General features: G+C 70.5%; 10 protein-coding genes and 1 pseudogene. 8 read left to right on the top strand and 3 right to left on the bottom strand.

Translation table 11 applies throughout. The features are described 5' to 3' along the window. Positions 1–71 precede the first annotated feature (71 nt). Positions 72–571: pseudogene (locus tag AB0412_RS24530) on the top strand (transposase); the annotation flags it as partial. 19 nt (positions 572–590) lie between these two features. Then, positions 591–764: a hypothetical protein gene (locus AB0412_RS24525; RefSeq protein ID WP_366404721.1), complete on the top strand. Its 174-nt coding sequence runs from the start codon at positions 591–593 to the stop codon at positions 762–764. Between the two features lie 365 nt (positions 765–1,129). On the opposite strand, the gene AB0412_RS24520 is transcribed toward AB0412_RS24525, so the two are convergent. Genes AB0412_RS24520 through legP form a run of 3 tightly spaced genes read right to left on the bottom strand, consistent with a single transcriptional unit; the run spans position 1,130 to position 3,713 of the window. Further along, positions 1,130–1,471, bottom strand: a complete 342-nt coding sequence (locus AB0412_RS24520; protein WP_366404720.1) for a YbaY family lipoprotein — start codon at positions 1,469–1,471, stop codon at positions 1,130–1,132. Beyond that, positions 1,468–2,448, bottom strand: a complete 981-nt coding sequence (locus AB0412_RS24515) for an MvdC/MvdD family ATP grasp protein (RefSeq protein ID WP_366404719.1) — start codon at positions 2,446–2,448, stop codon at positions 1,468–1,470. The genes AB0412_RS24520 and AB0412_RS24515 overlap by 4 nt, the downstream gene beginning before the upstream one ends. Before the next feature lie 8 nt (positions 2,449–2,456). Then, complete coding sequence (gene legP, locus AB0412_RS24510; protein ID WP_366404718.1) at positions 2,457–3,713, bottom strand: Dot/Icm T4SS effector Zinc-dependent metalloprotease LegP; 1,257 nt, start codon at positions 3,711–3,713, stop codon at positions 2,457–2,459. Between the two features lie 295 nt (positions 3,714–4,008). On the opposite strand from legP, the gene AB0412_RS24505 reads away from it, so the two are divergent. From AB0412_RS24505 to AB0412_RS24480, 6 genes are read left to right on the top strand one after another with little or no spacing between them, the layout of a single operon-like run. Next, complete coding sequence (locus AB0412_RS24505; protein WP_366404717.1) at positions 4,009–11,694, top strand: SpvB/TcaC N-terminal domain-containing protein; 7,686 nt, start codon at positions 4,009–4,011, stop codon at positions 11,692–11,694. Between the two features lie 49 nt (positions 11,695–11,743). After that, positions 11,744–12,502: a hypothetical protein gene (locus AB0412_RS24500; protein WP_366404716.1), complete on the top strand. Its 759-nt coding sequence runs from the start codon at positions 11,744–11,746 to the stop codon at positions 12,500–12,502. Further along, on the top strand, positions 12,499–13,419 hold the full coding sequence (locus tag AB0412_RS24495) for a hypothetical protein (RefSeq protein ID WP_366404715.1): 921 nt from the start codon (positions 12,499–12,501) through the stop codon (positions 13,417–13,419). The genes AB0412_RS24500 and AB0412_RS24495 overlap by 4 nt, the downstream gene beginning before the upstream one ends. Beyond that, positions 13,419–14,909, top strand: coding sequence for a hypothetical protein (locus AB0412_RS24490; protein WP_366404714.1), 1,491 nt, complete (start codon positions 13,419–13,421; stop codon positions 14,907–14,909). Before AB0412_RS24495 ends, AB0412_RS24490 begins: the two co-directional genes overlap by 1 nt. Beyond that, on the top strand, positions 14,906–21,439 hold the full coding sequence (locus AB0412_RS24485; RefSeq protein WP_366404713.1) for a neuraminidase-like domain-containing protein: 6,534 nt from the start codon (positions 14,906–14,908) through the stop codon (positions 21,437–21,439). The genes AB0412_RS24490 and AB0412_RS24485 overlap by 4 nt, the downstream gene beginning before the upstream one ends. Then, the gene (locus AB0412_RS24480; protein ID WP_366404712.1) at positions 21,432–24,776 is read left to right on the top strand and encodes a hypothetical protein; all 3,345 of its coding nucleotides are present in this window, start codon (positions 21,432–21,434) and stop codon (positions 24,774–24,776) included. The genes AB0412_RS24485 and AB0412_RS24480 overlap by 8 nt, the downstream gene beginning before the upstream one ends. The last annotated feature ends 19 nt before the right edge of the window (positions 24,777–24,795 follow it).

Below are 24,795 nucleotides of genomic sequence, written 5' to 3'. Positions count from 1 at the left end.
ATAGGTTCGCCGGGGTGGCGGTCGTGACGGTTGGATGTGCGGTGACGTCCGATCCGACCGCTGGAGGCGCGGTGGCTGAGCCTGTCCGTCTGCGCAGACTGACGTACCAGGAAGGCCAACGGCTGCAGCAGATCGTGCGCTGGGGCAGGACCAACTCGGTGCGTTACCGGCGGGCAATCCAGCGCACCAAGACATGGAAGGAATCCCCCGACCCGGACCGCAAGGCGAAGCTGGACCGGATCGAGGAGGTTCTGGGGGCGTCAACCGCCGCAGGAAGGGCGCCGGGAACACACTGGCCGCGCTGAAGTCGATCCGCGCCGCACGGCCCGACGGCGTCCCGATCTACGTGATCCTGGACAACCTGCAAAGGCGCCGACATCCGTGGCTGGGCGAAGAAGAACAAGGTCGAGTTGTGCTTCACCCCGACCTACGCCTCGTGGGTGAACCCCGTCGAAGCCCACTTCGGACCGCTGAGGCAGTTCACCATCGCCAACTCCAACCCACCCCAACCACACCGTGCAGACCCGGGCCCTTGCACGCCTACCTCCGCTGGCGCAACGCCAACGCCCGCAGCCGACCTGGTGCTGGCCATGGACCGCAGAAACCTCGAGTCACTCCACAGCTTGGCCAGCGAGCGCGTCCGGGCCAAGCTGCGGCTGTATCTCGGGGACCGGGACGTGCCCGACCCGTGGGGAGGAGACGAGGCTGCGTTCGCGGCCGTCATGCAGCTCGTCGAAAAGGGTGCCGCCCAATCCGGCGTCTGAGCAGACTGATGCAGACGAGGCGGGCGTCAGACACCCCACCCGCCTCGTCCACGGTGCCCCACTTGTCCGGGGCTGCTCACCGAACCTATCGACCGCATCGGCCTCGTCGGCCGTAACGGCGTGGACGAGACCACCTTGATGACCACTCTTGCCAGGTGAGCCAACTCGCTCTGACAAAGGGGGTTGATGGAGCGTCTGTCACCTTGCACGCTCGCTGATGCGGCCATGGGGGGAAGCGTCAGACACGGCCGTCCAGGGCCGGTAGGCAATGCCGGCGGTCCGGCAGGACAAGGCACGCGCCAGCGGCCACCGGCACCCACCATCGCTGAACGCGGCGACCCCATGACCCGAAGCGGAACACAGGCTCACACGAGATTGACTGGCGCCTCGAGACCTTCGATGGATTCCGTCCGCACCTGTATGGCTTGTGTGTTGATGAGGTCGCCTGACTCGAGCGTGCCGCTCCCCGAGCGGTCGACGTGCACGCGCAGCCCGTACGTGGCCGACGAGTCGAGTTCGGGCACGTTCACTCGGAACGGAACCCGGCCTCCCGGAGAGAGCGGCACGTCCGTCTGGACCTGTGCACCGACGACGGTGGACGGCGCGTCGGCCAGGGATACGTCACGGACCTCGACCAGGAGAGAGGCGGCGGTTCCGGCCGGGGCGTCGGACGGCAGGGACACGAAACCCGTGACGGTGGTCGTCATGGCGCCCCTCCCGCGAGTGAACCGGCTGTCAAGGCCGCTTCCGGCTCACCTTCGTCGAGACGCGACAGGAGGGCTGCCACCTCCGCGGTGATCGGCAGTCCGGTCCGTTCCTCCACGAACAGCCACTGGCCCGCCGGGTTCACCTCCAGGAACACGTACTCCCCGTCGGCCCGCCGGCGCAGATCGACGGCGCCGAAGACCAGGCCGAGGGCCCGCATGACACGCAGGAGGCGGTCGGTGACGGCCGCGGGCAGATCGACCGGCCGCACCCGTGCCTCGTCGACGACCATGCGCATGTCCACCGGATATCCGGTCTGCGAGGCGTCGATCTCCGCGGCGAAGACACGGTCGCCCACGATGGTCACCCGCAGATCCCTCCCCGGCACGTACTCCTGGAAGATGACAGGCGCGTAGCGTACGGCGTCCAGGACCGTCAGTTCCTCGTCCCGTACGAGCCGGGTCTCGCGCCAGGCCTCGACCGAGGCGACGAAGGCCTTGAAGACGGTTCGGCCGACGCCGATCTCGCGGATGAAACGGCGGGCCTGCTCCGCCTGGTTGGTGACCAGGGTCCGGGGCAGGGCGAGCCCCGTGCGGCGTGCCACGTGCCACTGGTAGGGCTTGTGGTGAGCGATCGCGTCCAGCGCGGGCGGATTGACCCACGCGCAGTCGAGTGAGTGGAACAGGCCGTGCAGCGCCTCACCGGTCTCGCTGATCGCGAAGTTCTGATCACGGAAGGTGCCCAGCCTGCGGTCGACGGTGAACGGGCGCACGCGCCGCCACCAAGCGGCTCGGCAGCGCTCCAGGCGGGCGTGGGCCGTCGGTGTGCGGACCGTGTAGACCGGTTCCCCGTCCGCGGCGTAGTCGAGCGTGACGTCGCCGCGGGCGGGGAAGTCGGCCAGGTCGAGGCGGACCACCTCGCGTCCGGCCGCCTCCAGCCGGCGCAGAACTGCGCGGGTGTGGTCCTCGTCGTGGGACACGACCAGGATCATCGGGGCCGTCCGGCGGCACCGGGCTGGGTGCCGGCCTGGGCGAGCAGGAGGTTGTAGCCGGCCTGCACGGCGGACAGCCCCTGCTGCAGTGAGGCGACCATCTGGCCCAACTGGCGCAGCTGCTCGGCCACTCCGTCCGTCTGACCGGTCATCGCCGGTGACTGATGGGGTGTGGCCAGCACGAACGGACTGATCAGCGCAGGCGGGCTCATGGGCTCGAGCCCAGGATTCTTGGGGGGCCCCTCGAACACCGGGTCCTTGGACAGTTCCTTGACGGTCGTGTCGGAGACGGGGTCCTTGGAGATCTCCTTGAACGTGGGCGGCTGCGGGGCCGGATACATCATGTGCACCCCGTCGATGTCGCCCTGGGAGAGCCCCGACCGCTGCCCCATGGTCACACCGGGAGGCAGCGGCGCCCGGGGGACGATCGTCGGCTGGTTCGGGTCGATCGCGAAGGCTGTGGCCGGGTAGTGCATGATCGAGCCGAAGTCGTACGGCCCGAGGTCGTCGCCGTCCGCGATGTGCTGCAGGAAGTTGTGCTGCATGTCCGGCTGGACGTTCGCGAACACGATCGTGACGTGCTGGTCCCGGTCCTCGCGGCTCTGCTCGTGCCACAGCCCCACTGTGTGACCGATCTCGTGGATGGCGTTGCCGGTGGAGCAGTTGGGGCCCAGCGTGATCTTCTGCATGCCGCCGCGCCGGCCCACGTGGGACGTGCATCCGTTGCCCGGCACAAACCGTACGAAGTCCGGGAACTGGGCCGCGTTGGCAGCGGTGCGTTCGACGAACCGGATGCGGGTGTGGGACTGCCAGTGGGCGATGGCGTCCGTCACGCGCTGCGGGTCGGGCAGACCGGGGTCGATCTCGAAGGGCACCGTGGCGTCGGGCCAGCGACGCTGCCGGCCCTGTTCGATCGCCGGGATCCCGACGGCGGAGAGCACCGGCCCCGCGTCGGACTCCTGTGTCAGCTCGTCGACCGTGCCGAGCACGATGTCGCCCTCGAACATCGCGAGCCCGTCCACCTCGGCGTAGTGGAGGGCCTTGGCGCGGAAGGTCGCGCCGTCCACCAGCGTGGTTCCGGCGACGGGACCGGACCGGTGCTCGCCGCTGCCCTTCCCGTTGCCGGAGGCGGTCGTCTTGCGGGCGGGCTGCCGTTTGGCGGGGGTGGCCTTCTTGGCGGTCTTCTTGGCGGTGGCACCGCGGGCAGCGGTCTTCCGGGTTCGCCGGGAGGATCCCGATGGGTCGGCGTTCATGGGTCACCTTCGCTGCGGCTGGGGACATGAGCCTCGTAAAAGCGGGCTTCGTCACTAGCGTCCACATGCCGTACGTCACGCCGCCCGTTCAGCGCACCCATACGGGTGGAGGCCGGGCGGGTGCTGTACGGGGCCGCCTGCGCACACCGCGACACACAGCCCGGGCCTGGCTGAGGCGCTGTGGCACAGCCGGGGCGGCGCGGCCGATCAGGTGATTCCCGGTGGCTGCGTCCCGGTTCCGCAACCCGGCCCGGGTTGTAATGGTGCCTATGGCCCGCAGGGGCGAGGAGGCGCGATGGAGCCGACAGCAGCACCACGAGACCCGGCGCCCGACGAAGGTGATCGCCGGCCGGCCACAGCGCCCTCGGTGTCGCTGCCCAAGGGCGGAGGCGCGCTGCGAGGCATCGGGGAGACGTTCGGGGTCGCTCCGGCGACGGGGACAGCCGGTCTGCAGATCCCCGTGCCGGCTCCGCAAGGCCGTTCCGGTTTCGGCCCGTCGTTGACGTTGAGCTATGACTCGGGCGCGGGCAACGGGCCGTTCGGACTGGGCTGGAGCCTGGGTCTGCCCACGGTGACCCGCAAGACCGACAAGGGCCTGCCGCGCTACCTCGACAGCGAGGAGTCGGACACGTTCCTGCTGTCGGGGTCCGAGGACCTCGTGCCGGTGCTCGAAGAGGGCGCCGACGGGCAGTGGCACCGGCAGACGCTGCCCGCCCAGGTCGAGGACGGCCGCACCTACGAGGTGCGGCGCTACCGGCCCCGGGTGGAAGGGACGTTCGCCCGCATCGAGCGATGGACGGACGAGGACGACGCCACCACGCACTGGCGCTCGATCAGCGGTGACAACGTCATCACCCTGTACGGAGCCGACGACGAATCCCGCGTCCACGACCCCTCCGCGCCGCCCGGTGCACCCCGTGTCTTCGCCTGGCTCATCAGTGAGTCGCGCGACGACAAGGGCAACGTCATCCGGTACCGGTACGCACGGGAGGACGACACCGGCATCGACGCGCTCGCCGCACACGAGCGCCATCGCACCTCCGAGACCCGCGGCACGCAGCGCTTCCTCAAACGCGTCCTGTACGGCAACCGCACCAGCGGTCCGGCCGGGACTCCGCCCGGACCCGACCCGTGGATGTTCGAGGTCGTGCTCGACTACGGCGACCACGACCCGGACGAGCCCACACCGGCCGGCGCCGCATGGACGTGCCGTCGCGACCCCTTCTCCACGCACCGCCCCGGATTCGAGGTGCGCACCTATCGGCTGTGCCGGCGTTTCCTGGTCTTCCACCACTTCCCCGACGAGCCCTCCGCCGGCCGCGCGTGCCTGGTGCGCTCGCTGGACCTGGCCTACGACGAGAACCCGGTCGCGTCGCTGCTGGTGTCGGCCACGCCCCGCGGCTACCGGCGGACCGGCGGCGGCCTGACGAGTCGTTCCCTGCCGCCACTCGAACTCGACTACAGCGCGGCGTCGTTGGGCGAGTCCAGCGAGGTACGCACGCTCGACGGGCCGGTCGCGGGGCTGGCGGTCGGCGCCGAGGGCTCGGCCGCCCACTGGGTGGACCTGGACGGAGAGGGAATCCCCGGTGTCCTCACCACCACCGCGGAGGGCTGGCGCTATGCCGCCAATCGCGGCGGTGGCGAGATCGGCGCCCCCCGGCTGCAGGCCACGGTTCCCACGGTCGCGCAGCCGGACGAGGGCGGCCAACTCCTCGACCTCGCCGGTGACGGCCGCCTCGACCTTGTCGCGTTCGCGGCAAGCACGCCCGGCTTCCTCAAACGCACGGACCGGCACGGCTGGGCGCCCTTCCGGGTGTTCGAGCACCTTCCCAACGTGTCCTGGAGCGACGGGAGCCTGCGCTTCACGGACCTCGTCGGTGACGGCCGTGCCGACCTGCTGATCAGCGAGGGCGACGCCCTGACCTGGTACCCGTCGATGGGGGAGAGCGGCTTCGGTCCGGCGAGGCGGGTCCCGGCCGGGTCCCGTGACGGCCAGGGGCCTGCGCCGGTCGCCGCCGACACCGAGCACGCGGTCTTCCTGGCGGACATGTCCGGGGACGGGCTGCCCGACCTCGTGCGGGTACGCCACGACGAGGTGTGCTACTGGCCCAATCTGGGCTACGGCCGCTTCGGCGCGGCGGTCCGCATGGACGACCCTCCGCTCCTCGACACACCGGACCTCTTCGACCCGCGCCGCGTGCTGCTCGCCGATCTCGACGGCGCCGGCCCGCACGACCTGCTCTACCTGGGCGCCTCCGGCCTGCGTGTGTACGTCAACCAGTCCGGCAACCGCTGGGACTCGGCGGTGCCCGTGGTCCTGCCGGACTTCCCGACCAGGGAACACCCCACCACCGTGGACCTGTTGGGCACCGGGACGCCCTGCCTCGTGTGGGCGTCCTCCTTGCCCACCGAGGCGCGCACGTCGGTGCGCTATCTGGAGCTCATGCCCCGCGGCAAACCCCACCTGCTCACCGGCATTCGCAACAACCTCGGCGCGGAGACCGTGATCGGCTACTCCACGTCCACCGCGTTCCGGCTCGCCGACGAGGCCGCGGGACGGCCTTGGGTGACACGGCTGCCCTTCCCCGTGCATGTCGTCGACCGCGTCGACACGGTCGACCACGTCAGCTGCAACCGCTTCACGACGCGTTATGCCTACCACCACGGTTACTTCGACAGTGCGGAACGCGAATTCCGCGGCTTCGCACGCGTCGACCAGTGGGACACCGCGCAGTTCGCCGCGCTGACCGACAGCACGGATCCGCCCGCGTCCCTGCCCGATCCGGTGAACCTGGCCGCCGCCTCGCACTCGCCGCCGGTCCGTGTCACGACCTGGTACCACACCGGCGCCTTCACCGACGCAGGCGACATCTCCCTCGCGCTGGCCGACGAGTACTACCGTGAGGGCGCCTTTGACGGACCGGACCTGCTGCGCCCCGACCAGCCACCACCACCGCGGCACCGAGCGGCCGACGGTACGACGACCCCCTGGCGGCTCAGCCCGGACGAAGCGCGCGAGGTCCAGCGGGCCATGCGAGGCGCAGTGCTGCGGCAGGAGGTCTACGCTGAGGACGGCACCGACGCGGCCCCACGGCCGTACTCCGTCGAAGAACACAGCTACGGCATCGAGGTGGTCCAGCCGTCCGGACCGAACTCGGACGCGGTGTTCATGAGGCACACGCGCGAGACGGTCACCTTGCACTACGAGCGGACCGTCCACCAGCTGGACGGATCCACCGTCGCCGATCCACGCATCATGCACGAACTCGTCCTGGCCGTCGACCCGTTCGGGAACACGCTGCGGTCCGCGTCGATCGCGTACGGGCGACGGCACCGTGACGCCGACCCCCGCCTCACCGACGCCGACCACGCGGCGCAGCGGCTCGGGCACGTCCAGATCACCGAGAACGCCTACACCGCGCCCATCGACACCGCCGGCACCTGGCGTACGCCGCTGCTGTGCGAAGCACGCACCTACCAGCTGCACGGGTTCGACCTTCCCGCTCCCGACTCCGCAGCGCCCCTCGTCGAACCGGACACCCTCGCCCGTGCCGTCGCCGCGCTGGCGGACGGGCACGCCGATCTGCCCTACACCGACGTCGACGGCGAGGGCGCTGCCGCGGGCCCGCACCGGCGTCTGGTCGAACACCACCGCACCCTGTTCCGCCGCGACGATCTGTCCGGGCCCGAACCCCTCGGACGCACCGGCGCGCTCGCCCTGCCCCACGAGCACTACCGGCTGGCCCTCACCCCCGACGTCCTGGCCGCCGTCTACCGGCGGGACGGAGATCCGCTGCTGAGTGACCCGGCAGCCGTCCTGACCGCGGCAGGCTACCGCGACACCGCCGCGCTGGGGGGACCCGGCGGATTCCCCGCCACGGACCCGCCGGGTCTGTGGTGGGAGCCCTCGGGGACCATCAGCTACGCGACCATTGAGGACGAGGATGAACTGGCCGAGGCGCGGCGGCACTTCTTCGTCCCCCGGCGGTTCCGTGACCCCTTCGGCTCGGTGACCACCGTCGCCTACGACCCCGACGACCTGCTGGTCCGCGAAACCGTCGACGCGCTCGGCAACCGCACCACGGTGGGCGAGCGGCGCCCCGACGGCGTGGTATGGCGCAACGACTACCGGGTACTCGCGCCCGCCCTGGTCACCGACACCAACGGCAACCGCGACGCGGTGGCCTTCGACGTCCTCGGCGTGGTCGTCGGCACCGCGACCATGGGCAAGATCGACAGTGCCGGGGACGACGAGCAGGAAGGGGACACACTCGACGGTTTCGAACCCGACCTTCCGGACGACGTGACCGAGCGCCACCTCAGGCACCCCGCCGACGCGCCGCTGGACATCCTCGGCCAGGCCACCACCCGGCTGGTGTACGACGTCGACGCCTACCGCCGGGCCGCGCTCGAACACGGAGCAGACCCACCCGCGACGGGTCCGCCCGTGGCTGTGCTCACCCTGGCACGCGAACGGCACAGCCGGGGACCGGACGCCGTCCCACTGCCACGCGTCCAGGCATCGCTCACCTACTCCGACGGCTTCGGCCGCGAGATCATGCGCAAGCACCAGGCGGCACCCGGGGCCGACGGGACGCCCCGCTGGGTGAGCAGCGGCTGGACCGTCTTCGACAACAAGGGCCGTCCGGTACGGCAGTTCGAGCCGTTCTTCAGCGACACGCCGGAGTTCGAGACCGACTTCGCGCACGGCGTCAGCCCGGTCATCTGCCGCGACCCGCTCGGCCGCGTCGTCGCCACCCTCCATCCCGACCACACCTGGCAGAAGATCGCGTTCACGCCGTGGGGACAGACCACGTGGGACGCCGGTGACACCTCCATGGTCGACGACCCGTCCGCCGACCCCCATGTGGGCCCTCACTTCGCGCGGCTGCCGGCACACACCTACCTGCCCACCTGGCGTGCCGCCCGGCTGGCCGAACCGCCCGGACCCGCACACGAGGCGGCCCGCCAGGCCGAGGTGTACGCGGACACCCCGACCACGGCGTTCTTCGACGCGCTGGGGCGTCCGTTCCTCACCATCGCCGTCAACCGCGCCCTGCTGGAAGGGACTTCGACGACCGAACAGCATCCGCTGCGTGTGGACCGGGACATCGAGGGCAACGAACGCGCCGTCCACGACCAACTCGGCCGGCAGGCCTGCGTCTACGCGTACGACCTGCTCGGGCACCGCGTCCACGAACGGCACGTGGACTCGGGCGACCGCTGGACCCTCCTCGGCGTCGACGAGCTGCCACTGCGCGCCTGGAACAGCCGGCACGACGACACGCGGACCGAGTACGACCTGCTGCGCCGCCCCGTCGGGACCTTTCTCCGCCGGGCGGGACAGGCCGCCGAGATCCGGATCGGACGCTCCACGTACGGCGACGACCCCGGCCATCCAGGAGGCGCGGCAGCGGCGGCCGAGGGCAATCTGCGCGGTCGGCTCTTCGAGTCGTTCGACGGATCCGGGCTCACCACCACCCTCCGCTACGACCTCGGCGGCCGCCCCGAGCACAGCGAGTTCCGGACGGCCGCCGCGTACCGCGACCCGCCCGACTGGTCGCTGCCCCCGCAACTGGACGGGCCCGCGCTGTCCACCTCGACCCGGCACGACGCGCTCGGCCGCCCCCTCAGCCGCGTCCTCCCCGACGGCTCGCGGCTCACCTTCGAGTACGACGACGGCGGACTGCTGCGGTCGGTGACGGGCGGGGTGCGGGGCGCCGAAGCGACGGCCTTCGTGACAGACATCGGCTACGACGCCAAGGGCCGCCGCACGCACATCGCGCTCGGCAACGGCGTGCGCACCGCCCACACCTATGACCCGCTGACGTTCCGGCTGGCCACCTCGCGCACCACCCGCGGCACCGGCTTTCCCGACGACTGCCCGCAGCCGGGAGCCGTGCCGTGCGGAATCCCGAACCTGACCTACACCTACGACCCGGTCGGCAACATCACGCACATCCGCGACGACGCCCAGCAGACCGTCTTCTTCCGCAACCAGCGCATCGCGCCCTCGCGCGCCTTCGTGTACGACGCGGTGTACCGCCTCGTCGAGGGGACCGGCAGGGAGCACCTGGGCCAGACCGGAGGACAGCTCGACGCGCCCGTCCCCACCGACTGGAAGGACGCCTCCCGTACGGGTGTGATCCACCCAGGTGACGGCTCCGCCCTGGGCGCCTACCGCCAGCGCTTCCACTACGACCCGGTCGGCAATCTCAGCTCGGTCCGGCACTCGGTACCGGAAGCAGCCGGCCAGTCCGGATGGACGCGCGACTATCTCTACGAGCCGGGCACCAACCGCCTCGCCTCGACGACCACCGGGGCGACCGTCGAGGAATTCACCCACGACGCGCACGGCAACATGACCCGGATGCCGCACCTGTCCGTGGCGCGCTGGAACCACCACGACCAACTCGCGGCCGTGGCGACCCAGTTCACCAACCAGGGGACACCCGAGACGACCTACTACGTGTACGACGCCACCGGCCGCCGCACCCGCAAGGTCACCGAGGGCTTCGCGGCCGAGGGCGCGACCCCGGTACGGACTAAGGAGCGGATCTACCTCGAGGACACGGAGATCTACCGGGAGTACGGCCCCGATGGGACGACGGTCACCCTCGAACGCGAGACCCTCCACATCATGGACGACACCCAGCGCGTCGCCCTGGTAGAGACCCGCACCATCGGCACGGACCGCGCTCCGGCCCAGCTGGTGCGCTACCAGCTGGCCGACCACCTGGACTCGTCGGCGGTCGAACTGGACGAACGCGCGCGAGTGATCTCGTACGAGGAGTACCACCCCTACGGCACCACGGCCTACCAGGCGGTCGGCGCCGGTATCGAGGCACCGAAGCGCTACCGATTCGCCGGCCGGGAACGTGACGAGGAGTCGGGCCTCACCTACTGCGGGGCTCGGCACTACGCGTCCTGGCTGGGGCGGTGGACGAGCTGCGATCCGGCCGGGCTCACCGACGGACTCGGTCCCTATACCTACGGCCGCGGCGACCCGGTGGGCCACACGGATCCGGACGGCATGGCGAGCAAGAAGATCCGGCACAAGATCAACGACGTGGTCCAGTACGGAAAGAAGCTCGTCGACCGCCATCTGATCGGCAAGAACGTGCAGAAGGACCACGTGATCTCCCAGGGAAAGATGCGCCTGATGCGCACCGACCCGAAGGGCCGCGTCCACTACGACCCGAAGAAGGACCCCACCGTGGTGGTCGAGACGGGAAAGGCGACCCCGAAGTCCGCGGCCAAGCCGCACACCAAGAAGACCTTCCACCATCCGCAGTCCGACGTGAACGAGCTCAACCGTCTGAAGAAGGAGGGGATGACGCACTTCACCACCGACATCGTCGACCCCAGCCGAAAGGCGGCCGTGGAGTCGGGGATGGCAAAGAAGGCGGTCGACGAGGCCGTCCGGGGCCAGCTCGACGAACTCCACAGCTCCCAGTCGCTCAAGGAGACGGCGAAGGAGGTACGCGAGCTGGACGCCGCGGCCAAGAAGGAGCAGGCCGCGAAGAAGGCGCTGCTCGCGGGCAAGGAGGCCGGGGTCGTCGAGGGCAAGGAACTGCTCAGCACCGGCACCAAGGGACTGCTGAAGGCCGGCGGCAAGAAGGTGCTGAAGTACACGCCGGTCGTCGGCATCGCGGTCGGGATCGTCCTCGTCGCCAACGACGCCAAGGCGGGAGACCTGAAGTCCGCCGCGTGGGACGCGGCCGAAGCCGTTCCCGTGGTGGGCGACGTGGTCGGAGCAGGCCACATGGGCATGGAGACGGGGGAGGCGGCGAACAACCTGCTCGGCATCGACCAGGTCGCCGCAGAACACGGCGAGAGCGTCCGCCAGGGCGTCAAGAAGCTGACCGGATGGGACGGCACGGCACTCGTCGCCGGCGGGGTCGTCGCGGGAGTGAGCGCGATCACCGTGGCACCGGGGCTCGCTCTCGGGCGCACCCTCGGCGGCTGGATCAAGAAGTGAGCGGCGCGAGCGCGCGCCGCGCCCTCTGGATGAGGAGTGAGGTCGTTTCATGATCCTCGTGGTTGCCTCGCGCCGCGACGCCGGAGCGCGCCGCCTGGTGCGCAGCTGGGGTCCGGAGGCCCGCCTGCTCACCCCCGACGACCTGTCCAGTCCCGGCTGGAGCGTCCACACGGAGGATCCGCGGTCCTCACGGGCGGTCGTCCAGGGCGAGGTGGTCACCGCCGGTGAGATCACCGGTGTGGTGACGCGCCTGCCCGCGGTGACCTCCGAAGAGGTACGCAGGATCCATCACGACGACCGCGACTACGCCGCCAGCGAGATGACGGCGTTCCTCCACTACTGGCTGTCCGTGCTGCCGTGCCCGGTGCTCAACCGGCCCGGCCCGACCGGGTTGTGTGGTCCGGGCTGGAGAAGCGAGCAGTGGTCCCTGACCGCACGCTGCCTGGGCATCCCGGTCCGCGCCGTCCGCCGCGAGGTGCCGCCGTACCAGGGCGCCGCCTCCGCGCAGGCGGTGTCGCACGAGGCACCGGGCGACCGAACCCGGTTGCAGGTCACCGTGATCGGCGACCTGTGTGTCGGCGGGGACGACCATCATCTGGCCGAGGCCGCCCGGGCTCTGGCCGCGGCGGCCGATGTCCCGCTGCTCACGGTGTTCTTCGAGGCGGACGGCTCCCAGGTGCGGTTCGTCGACGCCCATCCGTGGACCAACGCCTTCGACCCCCGCGTGACCGAAGCCCTGCGCGACCATCTCGACCGTGCCCGGAGCGCCTCGGAGCGCCGTTCCCACCGAAGGGACCAGACGTCGTGATTCTGTTGTGGGGGCTGCTCCAGGACATGCCACTGGCACGGGTGCGCACCGCGCTGCGAGACCTCGGTGCGTCCGTGCTCTTCGTCGACCAACGGGCCGTACTGGACTCCGGCATCCGCGTCGAGGTCGACGACGGCGTCCACGGCGCGATCACCGTGGGAGACACGGTGGTCGACCTGGCGGACGTCACGGCGGCCTATGTGCGCCCGTACGACTCCTGGCGCATCGGAGCGGTGGCCCGTGCGGGGCGGGACAGCGGCGAGCGCCGGCACGCCGCCGCGTTCGACGACAGTCTGTGGCTGTGGTGCGAGCTGACCGACGCAACGATCCTGAACCGGCCGAGCCGCATGGCCGGAAACGGCTGCAAACCGGGGCAGGCGGCCGTCATCCGGACCCATGGATTCAGCGTTCCCGACACGCTCATCACCACGGACGCCGAATCGGCCCGTGCCTTCGCCGCCCGGCACGACAACGTCGTCTACAAGTCGGTGAGCGGAGTACGCAGCATCGTCTCGCAGTTGCGGCCGGACGACGACAGACTCGACGATCTCGCCTGGTGCCCGACGCAGTTCCAGGAGCATGTGCCGGGCATCGACTACCGCGTGCACATCGTGGGTGAGGACGTCTTCTGCTCACGCGTCGAGTCCGGGGCCGACGACTACCGCTACGCGGTCCGACAGGGCGACAAGGTGTCGGTCGTGCCCGCCTGCCTGCCCGACGACCTGCCCGAACGGTGCCGGCGTCTGGCCGCCGGCCTCGGCCTCCCGCTGGCGGGCATCGACCTGCGGCTGACCCCCCAGGGGGACTGGTACTGCTTCGAGATCAACCCCTCACCCGCGTTCACGTTCTACGACCGCGACGGCCTGGGCATCGGCGATGCCGTCGCGCGGCTGCTCCACGAGGCGGAGGTCGCCTGATGGCCCAACCCACCATCCCGCCCCGGCTCCTCGGACCCAGGATGGCCGTCTGGGGGTACTTCCCCTTCGACGGCCGGTTGGTCGACGCCCAGGGCACCCACGCCGACTGGGACTGGGCGATGAAGCAGTGGGACCGTGTCGCACAGGCGGGCGCGGCCGTCCGGCTGGTCGTCGCCGACCAGCCCTACAGCCGCCTGGACCTGCAGACATCCGTCGGAGCGGGCAGGCGCGACGAGGCCCGCGCCAAGTTCGACGCGTGCAGGGACGCCGAACAGCTGGTGTTCGGACGCGTCTACGTCGCCGGCGGCAAGCTCGGCCTGGGCGCTGTGGGAACGCAGCTGGACGACCCGCTCAGGCCGGGACGCCAGGTTCCGGCCGTGGCGGACCAGATCGACGCCTGGCGTCGGCTCTACGGCGACCGGATCGCCGGAATCTACCTGGATTCGGGCCCGGCCGACTGCACCGACCCGGCCGTCCCCGGAAGCGTGCCCGGCATCCCGGAGAACTACGCGGCCTACAGGCAGGCCGTCCGCCAGCTCGGCTACTTCCTCTTCGTCCAGGCCGCGCAGTATCCGGACAGTCAGCCGAGCCAGTGGTTGCGGTCCCTGCAGGCCGACTTCCTCACGCTGTGGGAGGCAGGCGTCCTGCCGTACCGATCCAAGTTCCAGGCGCGCGACGCCTGCCGTCCCGAACAGAGTCCGGGCGTGCCCGGCTGGTGGGATCCGGGGCCTGCTCTGAGGTGGCGCACGGTGCATGTGGTCAACGACTGCCGCGACGCGGAGACGATGCGGTCGGTCGCCGAACTTGCGGTCGGCGAGCGGAATTCGCGGACGGTGTGGATCACCAGGTCGCGTCAGGACCCCAACCTGGGAGCGGTGTTCGACGTCCTGCCCCCTTACTGGGAGGACGAGGTCGGCTTCTTCCGTGCCTTCCTGCTCCAGGAGGAGAAGGAGGCCAAGGACACGAAGGACGACAAGGAGAACAAGGAGGCGAAGGACAGCAAGGACGACAAGGAGCAGAAGGACGACAAGGACGACAAGGAGCAGAAGGACGACAAGGATGCGAAGGACGAGAAGGAGGCCAAGGACAGCAAGGACGACAAGGACGCGAAGGACGGCAAGGACGACTCCGACAAGTTCACGAAAGACGACAAAGACGTCAAGGATGAGAAGGAGACCAAGGAGGAGAAGGACGGCAAGGACGACAAGGACGATCGCGACACGCCCACCGAGAAGCAGCTGAAGGACGGGAAAGACTTCCAGGACAAGCAGGACAAGGACCTCCTGAAGATCGAGAAGGACTTCGAGTCGCCGTTCGGGGACGCCTCCGTGTTCCGTGGCGTGGCCGAGTTCCTGGAAGAGGATCCGGCCGCCGACGTCGAGGCCGACGAGGCCCTGCCGCTCGGGCGGACCTTCATCCGCCCCGCCGAGCGTCCCGAAGTGGGCGCCGGCATCGTCGCCGACCCCGCAGAGCCTGAGGAGAGGCCATGACTTCCCCTGATCCGGCGGCGCCGGCCGCACAGCGTGCTGTGGTCGAGGGCCGCTTGTTCGCCTCCGGCCGCACCGGTGCGGCCGGGCTCTTCGTGGAGATCGTCGACTGCCTCGTCGGACAGGACGTCCGCGTCGGCTCCACCCTCACCGAGGCAGGCGGTGCCTTCCGGGCCGAGATCGACGCAGGGGCGCGGCAGGCGCCGGACCTCCAGGCACGGGTGTGGACCAGCGACGACGACACCGCCGTGTTCGTGGGCGAGTCCGCGGTGGCCTACGGGGCCACGGCGTCGCCGGTGCGGCTCGATGTCGAGGTGGAACCGGACTCGACGGCACTGGAGAGCGAGTACGAGGCCTTGCAACGCGCCGTACAGCCGTTCGTCGGCGGCCGCCTCGGCGCTGTCGAGGAGTCGGACAGCCGGGAGGACGTGACCCACCTGGCGAACCGGACCGGATGGGACGCACGCGCGGTGGCCATGGCGGCGCAGGCCGACCGGCTGGCCCAGGAGTGCGGGAACACCATCGCGGCACCGTTCTTCTACGCCCTGCTCCGCGCGGGCCTGCCGGCCTCGGCCGAGGTCCTGTACCGCACAGCGATCGTGAAGGTCGAGGCCGTGTGGCGCGAGGCCACCGAGCGGGGAGTCGTGCCCCGCAGCGCCGAAGCCGGCATCCCCTCGGCGCTGGAGGCGTTCGCCGAGCTGTCGGTCGATCGGCTGCTGCAGGCCGACCCCGTCGGCGACCTGCTCGACCGCACGTTCCCGGCGGACGAGGAGAACAAGCGCGCCTTCGCCAGGCTCCAGGTCGCCATGCCGGAGGGCGGGGAGCCCTTCTGGGAGCGAGTGGAGGCCTCCTTCGGCGCGGAGCGGCGCGGGCGGCTGCAGCTCGACGGGCGGCTCAGTGTGCTCACCCTGAACAACGCGGCGCTGGTCAAGGCGCTGCACGAGGCTGAGGAGCGGCATCCCGAAGGTCCGCTGACGGCCACCGAGGACCTGGCCCGGCGCTCGTACTTCCGCCCGGAGCGCTGGCTGGACCTGCTCGGCGACAGCGTGCCGGACGACGTCCCCGGCGCGGAGCCGGACGAACGCAAGGCCCGCTACGCGGAGTTCCTGGCCGCCCAGGTCCGGCTGTCCTTCCCCACAGCCGTGACCGCGGCACGCGTCGCGGCAGGTGATCTGCCGGTGGCGGCGGAGTCCGACGTCCAGGACGGCGTCGCCGGGTTCCTCACCGCGCACGTGGGGCGGTTCGAACTGGGCGTGGAACCCGTCGAGCGGTTCCTTGCCCGGGCCGGCGACGTGGCGGCCCCCGAACAACCGAAGACCCTCGAAGCGATCAAACGACTGCAACGCGTATACCAGCTAACGCCCGACGACGACGCACTCGCCGTCCTGCTCGCCAACGGCCTGGACTCCGCGACCAAGATCGCCGGACTGCGGGAGAGCGAGTTCGTCGCGGCACGCGCCGGCGACCTGGGGGAGTCCGACGCCCGCGCCGTCCACGCACGGGCCGTACAGATCTCCGACGCGGTGGCCAACATCGCCGCCGGCTTCCTGGCCGCGCGCAGAGCCCCCTCGCTCGGATTCGGCACGCCGATCGTCGAGGCCCCGGACACCTCGGACGCGGCCGCGGGCGTGGTCGCCACCCCCACCCTCGAGGGGCTGTTCGGTTCGCTCAACGTCGCGTCCTGCGAGCAGTGCGAGTCCATCCTGAGCCCGGCGGCGTACCTGGTCGACCTGCTGCACTTCATCGATCTGCCCGACGCGGTCACCAACCCGCTCGACGTCCTCCTCGCACGCCGCCCCGACATCGGGCATCTGCCGTTGAGCTGCGAGAACACCGACTCCGTCCTGCCGCACATCGACCTGGTGAACGAAACCCTGGAGCATTTCGTCGCCCACAGGCTCTCGCTCCAGGGCTTCGTCGGCCACAGCACGCCCGTCGACCGGGAACCAGACGAGCTCCTGGCGCAGTCGGAGTTCGTCGACGACAACGCGTACCAGCCGTTGCGCACCGCCCTGTTCGCGTCGCCGCTGCCCTTCCACCACCACCTGGAGACCCTGCGGGCACTGTTCACCCGCCTGGGCGTCCCCTTGGCGGACGTCATGCTCGCGCTGCGCAAGAACGACGAGCAGGTGAACGAGAACAGCTACGGCCTGCGCGACATCGCGCACGAGCAGGCCGGCGTCTCCCCGCCCGAGGCGCAGCTGCTGACCGACAGTTCGGTCCCGCTGTCCAAGCTGCTCGGCTACCCGGACGGCACCCCGGACGCGCAGATCCTCCAGGACCTGTCCTCGGTACGGACCTGGGCCACCCGCCTCGGCCTGACGTACAGCGAAGTCCTCGGGATCCTCGGCACCAGATTCGTCAACCCGGGCGTCACGCTCAAACCGCGCGTCGCCCGCCTCGGCGTCTCCTTCGCCGACCTCCAACGGCTCAAGAGCGGCACGCTCTCCGGCGCGGCGTTCGACGCCATGCTCCCGACCGACCTGGACCGCAGCGCGTACGGCGGCGACGTGGCGGCGTGGGCCACCGACGACGCCAACCACCGGCGGATCATGCAACTGCTCGTCACCGTCCCGCCCCCGCCCCCGGACGGCGCGTCGAGCGGACAGGCCACGCCGGCCTTCGACGAGTTCCTGGTGCGCCGCGCCGACCCCGACGCCGCGCGCGCGGCACTGCAGCCCATCGACGCCGTACGCCTCGTGCGTTTCGTGCGGTTGTGGCGCAAACTCGGCTGGACGATCGAGCAGACCGACAGCGCCCTCGCGGCGCTGTTCCCCGACGAGGCGGACGAGCAGACCCCGGCCGGGCTGGACGCCGGCGTGCTGACGGTCCTGGACCGCCTGGGCACCGTCGTGTCGGTGATGAGGCGGTACGCACTCGACCCCGACGACCAGCTGCAGCACCTGCTCGCCTGCTGGGCCGACCTCGAGACGTACGGCCCGGACGCGCTCTACCGCAAGCTGTTCCCGGCAGGCGGGGCCGACCCCGGGGTGTTCGGCGACAACGGGTTCGGAGACGTCCTGCACAAGCCCGGACAGACGTTGCTTCCCCAGGGGGACGCGCTGCGGGCCGCGTTCAACCTGTCGGCGGACGACTTCACGGTCCTGGTCGACGAGCTGGGCTTCGACGAGGCCACCCCGCTCTCCCTGGCGACCGTGAGCGCCGCGCATCGGCGGGCCTGGCTCGGGCGGCTGCTCGGACTGGGACAGCGCGAGCTCGCCCACCTGCTCCAACTGACCGGCATCGACCCGTTCAGCTGGGAGGGGAGCCCCCGCCCCGGGATGGCCGAACTGCTCGACCGCCTGGACACGCTCGCCGCGGTGGGCACCACCCCGGCGGCGGTCGTCGCGGCGCTCGGGCCGCCCGAGGCCCCCGCGGAGGGAGCTCAGCCGGACGAGTCGGCTCTCACGCTACTGCGCGACCTCCGTGCCCGCCTGGTGCTGGTCGACGGTGAGCTGAACACCGACGACGTCGCGTTCGACGACCGGGTGCAGCAGCTCCTCGCCCCCCGATTCGGGACCGAGGCCGCGCAGGCGTTCACGAGCCTGCTGAGCGGGTCGGCCGCGGTCGAGGTACCCCACCGGCAGGAGGAGGCGGCGCTGCCGGCGGCCGTCGTCGAGGCGTCCGGGTGCCGCATCGCCTACGACGCCGACCGGGGGCGGCTGTCGTACGCGGGGCCGCTCAGCGCTGCCACGCGCGACGCCCTGAAGGCCGTAGCGGACTTCGACGCCGACATCGACGCGCTGTTCGCCGCGAGTGAGGACCGGCGTTCCCGGGACGGCGTCTTCGCCCAGGCCGGAGCGCTGATCGAACGCTCCCTCGAACGGAATCCGGACTTCCGGCCGCTGCTGGTCGCCCACCTCACCTCCGCCGACGCTCCGGCCACCCGGCGGCGGACACTGCTGCGCACCGCACTGGCACCCCTGCGTGAGGAACGGTGGCGGACCCAGGCGCTGACAGCGGTCGTGGCGGGCACCGGAACCCCGCCCTCGCTCGCCGAGGCCCTGCTGACCGACGTGCGGGCCCTGCACGCGCCCGGCAGCCCCGATCAGGTGGCACTGACTGCGGTGCTCAAGGCGGGCGAAACCGGTCTGGAGGCCGTCCCCGGCGACGACGGGTCGACGGTCCACCGCGGTTACGCCGACGTCACGGAGACCGGCCCGTACCGGATGAGGGTGACGGCTGCCGCCGCCACCGCGGTCACACTCACGCTCGACGGAGCCGAGGCGGCCCTGGTCGCCGAGGGGGGCTCCTTCCGCACCCGGGACAGCCTCACCCTGCAGGCGAACAGGCTTATCGCCGTCACCCTGACGGTCACCGGAGGGGAGAGCGAGCGGCAACCGGCCCTGGAATGGCAGCGCGCCGGGCAGGACTGGCAGCCCGTCCCGCCCGCAAAGCTGTACGGGAAGGCCTCGGTCGCGGGACTGACCGAGGTGGTGGCCCGCTGTCTGGCGGCCAGGAACCTGGCCGAGCGGTTCTCGCTCGGCACGGCGGGCATCGCCTGCCTCGCCCGGCTCCAGCGGCTGGCGGTCGACGGTGCGGGCTGGCTCAACGCGCTGCCCGTACACCCGGACGCGCAGGCACCGCCCCTCGGTGACGTCCTGGACGCCCTCCTCGACTTCGCCCGCCTGCGGACGACGCTGAAGCTGGCGGGCGACGACCTGGCGGAGCTCGTCTCACCGGCCGACGACAGCGCGCTCCGGGAGCCGACGCTGGTCCGCGTGACGGGATGGGACCGCGGCTCCCTGCAAGCCCTGCTGGAACACCGAGGACTGAGCGGCGAGGACCTGACGGACGTCTCCGTGCTGCGCACGGTGGCCGACGCGATGACGCTCGCCGCCACCCTGGGCACCTCCGTCGCCACCCTGATCCGTACCGTCACCCCCGACCCCGGCGCCGAGGCCGTGCGTCTCATGCACTCGGCGCTGCGGGCCCGGCACGGATCGGGCTGGCTGGAGGTGCTCAGGTCCGTCAACGACCCGCTGCGCGCCAGGCGTCGCGACGCCCTGGTGACGTTCATCCTGCGTGAGCTGCGCTCCAGGCCGGAGACCGCCCACGTCGACACCCCGGACAAACTGTTCGAGTTCTTTCTGATGGACGTGCAGCTTGAGCCGTGCATGCGCACCTCGCGCGTACGCAACGCCATCTCCGCGGTGCAGCTCTTCGTCGAACGCGTCCTCATGAACCTGGACCCCGAGGTGCCCGCGGCGACGTTCGACTCCTCCCGCTGGAAGTGGATGAAGCGGTATCGGCTGTGGGAGGCCAACCGGCAGGTGTTCCTGTGGCCGCAGAACTGGCTCGACCCCGAGCTGCGCACCGACCAGTCGCCCGCGTTCCGCCAGGCGCTGAGCGAACTGCTGCAGAGCGACATCACCGACGACACCGCGGCCGGCGCGCTGCTCGGCTATCTGTCGCGGCTCGAAGAGGTCGCCAAACTCGAACCGTGCGCCCTCCACTACGACGAGGGTGACAAGGACTTCGGCGACGAGGTCGCCCATGTGATCGCCCGTACCGCGGGGGCGCAGCGCAAGTACTACTACCGCCGGCGGGCCACCGGTTCGTGGACGGCGTGGGAGCAGATCAACCTCGACATCGAGGACAACCCGGTGACGCCGGTGCTGTGGCGGGGGCGGTTGCTGCTGTTCTGGCTTAAGCTGATGAGCAGCGCTCCGCCCGCGCAGCCGATGTCGCCCGCCCTGGCGGGCACCGCCCTGACCGACCTGACGATCGGCCAGGTGCAGGGAGAGGGTACGCAGAACGTCAAACTGTTCCCGCAGGCCGCCTTGTGCTGGAGCGAGTACTACAACGGGCGGTGGCAGCCGCCGAAGACGTCGAACATCGCGCTGCCCACCGGGTTCGGCAAATCCTTCGACACCTCGGGTGACGGCGCCTTCCACCGCGACCTGCTCGTCCTCGGCGAGACCCTCGAATCCGATGCTCTGCGGGTACGGATCTGGGGCCAGGGCAAGGGCAGTTCGTTCCTGTTCTACAACACCCACAGCCTTCCGGAACGGCAGGAGGACCGGGCGCAGGAGCCCCTGGACATCGAGAGCTTCGCGCGCTTCGTCCGCAACATCGACGCATCGGGCCCCACCCTGCGCATCACCTACATCGGAGCCGTCGAGGGGGAGACCAGCCAGGACGTCCTCACCGTGCGGGACGGCTCGGCCTACCGCATCTCAGCCCCGTTCCACGTCAGTTACTTCCCGGACGGCGACCAGCAGAGCCTGGTCAGGAACCCGTGGGCGGCGCCGTTCCTGTACAGCGACAGCCGGCACGCCTTCTACGTGACGCCCCACGGCACGAACGTGCCGTTCGCCGACAGCCCGCGCTTCGGGCTGCCCCAGGCGGAGGCGGTCCCGCAGCCCATCCCCAGGGTCCTGACACGGCCGGAGACACCGCCCGAGATCCCCGTGCACTTCCTGATCGACTCGCCCCGCTCCGTCGTGCACGGCGACGTGGAGATCGCACCCACAGGGCGCGTCGGCAGGCCGACCGCCGAGACCCGCAAGAGGAGGCCGCGCCATGCCTGACCGCGGACGGAGCCGTGGATTCCACGAACGCAGGGACGGGCGGCTCGGCGACGCCCCCGGGGACCTGCCCGGCAGCGACGTCTCCTACGAGTTCGAGAACTTCTTCCACCCTTACGTGGGTGAACTCATCGAGCGCCTCAACAAGGGCTCAGTGGCGGGCCTGCTCGATCCGGCCTACCAGGAGCAGAAACTCAAGGAACCCGGTTTCTTCGACGCCTTCTACTCTCCGGCCGCGGCAGGCCGGGTGACATCGTTCCCGAAGGACATCGACGTACGTCCCGGGGGACCGTACTCCAACTACAACTGGGAACTGCTCTTCCACGTCCCCCTGTCGATCGCCGTGCACCTGAGCAACAACCAGCGTTTCGCGGAGGCGCAGAGCTGGTTCCACTACGTCTTCGACCCCACGAGCACCGACACCAGCGTCCAAGGCCCCGCCCGCTACTGGAAGTTCCTCGCCTTCCGCCGGGACAGCGAGACTCAGAACATCGTCGAGGCCGTCGCCCTGCTGAGCACCCCCGACGACGAACTGTCCGCCGAGCGCAGGCGGGCCAAGGAAACCCTGCTCGAGGGGTACGGCGCCATCAGAAGGTTCCCCTTCGAACCGCATCGAGTCGCAGCCACCCGGACCATCGCCTATCAGTACCACGTGGTGATGAAGTACCTGGACAACCTGATCGCCTGGGGAGACAGCCTCTTCCGCGAGGACACCGCTGAGTCGATCAACGAGGCCACACAGCGCTATGTGCTCGCCTCCCACATCCTCGGCCCCCGGCCGCAGGAACTCCCGGCACAGGGCGAGCGCAAAGCCAAGAGCTTTCTGCAACTGCGCGAGGCCCAGCTCCAGGAGATCGGGAACGTCCTGGTCGAGCTGGAGAGCCAGTTCCCGTTCAACCTCGCCCCCGCACCTCCGTCACCGACGCCGGGCAACTCGGAGGCGTCGCACGACTGGATCGGCCGCGCTCCGTACTTCTGCGTGCCGCGCAACCAGCGGATGCTGGCTTACTGGGATCGCGTGGCCGACCGGCTCTCCAAGATCCGCAGCTGCATGAGCCTGGACGGGACGGTTCGCAGGCTCGCCCTCTTCGAGCCCGCGATCGAGCCCGGCCTGCTGGTCAAGGCGGCCGCGGCCGGCATCGACACCAGCGCGGTCACGGCCGGACCGGCCAACTCCGCCGGCCCCGTGCGCGGTCATACGTTCCTCCAGTCGGCCCGCGCCCTCTGCGACGACGTACGCGCCCTGGGCGGCGCCCTGCTGGCCGCACTGGAGAAGGAGGACGCCGAGGCCGTCGCCCTGCTACGGCAGAGCCACGAGGGGAAGATCCGCCGACGGGCGCAGGACGTGCGCTACCTGGGCTGGCGTCAGGCCCAGGAGGCGACGGACGCCCTGATCCGCAGCCGCAATGTCGCGCTCGAGCGGTACCGCTACCACCTGCGCCTGCTCGGACTCGACCCCAGCCTGGCCCCGTCCGGACCCATGATCGTCCCGCGCCCCCTCAAGCCCGACGACGCGCCGAAACTCACCACCGAACAGGACTTCGAAGAGGCCTACCGACAGCTGGTCCTGCAATTCGACCAGCCACTTCCCCTCCAGCTCTACCCGCGCCTCAAGCTGGCCGGAGGCGGCCCGACAGCCAGCGCCGGTGCCTCCAGCCACGGCCGGCTGAGCCTGACCGCCAACGAGGACAAGGAGCTGAACGAGCACCTCCCGGCCTCCCGCGACCTGAACCTGGCGTCCTCGGTGCTCGACACCGTCGCCTCCGTGGTCAGGATGATCCCCGACATCGACGTCGACCTGCACTTCTGGGGCCTGGGCCTGCACAGCCAGGTGTTCGGCGGCGTCAAACTGTCGGAGATCAGCAGGATCGCCGCCGGAATCATCCGCACCAAGGCCGCCTGGGAGCACGACCAGGCCGGCATGGCGGCCCGCACGGCGGCGTACGAGCGCCGCGCCGACGAATGGATGCTCCAGAGCAACCTCGCAGCGCACGAACTCATGAACCTGGGGCGTCAGGTCCTCGGCGCGGTCATCGCCGAACAGGCCGCCCACCGCGAGTACCTCAACACACGGACCGAGATCACGGAACTCGCGGAGATCGACGCCCTGCTGAAGGGCAAGTACACCAACCGAGAGCTGTACAGCTGGATGCAGGGCGAGCTGACCCGCGTCTACCACGACTCCTACCGCTTCGCGCTCGACGTCGCCCGCAAGGCCGAACTGACCCTCAAACGCGAGCTGATGCAGCCCGACTTCGACGCCGTGCAGCACGTCCGGGGCGACTACTGGAACGCCGGACGCAAGGGCCTGCTCGCGGCCGACGCCCTCAGCCTGGACCTGCGCCGGCTGGAGGTGGCGTACCAGGAGAACCGGCGCCGCGAGTACGAACTGGTCCGGCACGTGTCCGTCAACCAACTCGACCCGCTGGCGCTGGTGCGCCTGCGCGAGACCGGCAGCTGCGAGATCACCGTCCCGGAGTCCTACTTCGATTTCGACTGCCCCGGACACTACATGCGCCGCCTGAGGCATGTGAGCCTGTCCGTCCCCGCGGTGACCGGTCCGTACACCAGCGTGAACTGCACCCTCTCCCTGCTGCGCAGTTCCCTCCGCATGGTGGCCACCGGAGCCGACTATCCGCGCCACACCGACACTGACGAACGCTTCCAGGACTACACGGGCGCGATCCAGGCCATCGTGACCAGCGCCGGCCGGGACGACGACGGCATGTTCCCCTCCGCGGCCTCCGACGACCGTCCCCTGCCCTTCGAGGGCGCCGGAGCCATCAGCACCTGGCGGATCGAACTGCCCTCCGAGTTCCGGCAGTTCGACTACGACACCATCGCCGACGTCGTCCTGCACCTGCGGTACACGGCCCGTGACGGCGGCCAACTGCTGCGCAACCAGGCCGTCGGCCACCTCCGGCAGCAGATCGAGCAAGCCCAGGCCGTCTGCACGGCACGGTTGTTCGCGACCCGGATGGAGTTCCCCACCGAATGGGCACGCTTCACCGCGGACGACAGCGCCCGCCCGCGGCTGAGCGTCACACTGCGCGAGGAGCACTACCCGTTCTGGTCACACGGGCTTACCCGCGAGACCGCGAGCGTACTGCTCCTGGCCCGCGGGCCGGCGGACGCGGACACCATCAGCGTGCACGCGGGCCCCGAGACAGCGGCGCCCAAGGACACCCTCAGCCGTGACGACACACTCGGCGGCCTGTTCGTCGGCCGCCTCGAGAACGTCCCCATGCCTTCGGCCGTCGGGGAGACAGTCCTCCATTTCGACGCCGACAAGGTCACCGATCTCTGGCTCATCCTCAGCTGGAAGGCCGGGGCACTGTGACCCGGGAAGCCAGAAGGTC

The organism is Streptomyces sp. NPDC052012, assembly GCF_040689265.1.
Taxonomy (GTDB): Bacteria; Actinomycetota; Actinomycetes; order Streptomycetales; family Streptomycetaceae; genus Streptomyces.
Note: the sequence above shows the minus strand (reverse complement) of the source record. Positions and strands in the feature narration are given on the sequence as shown.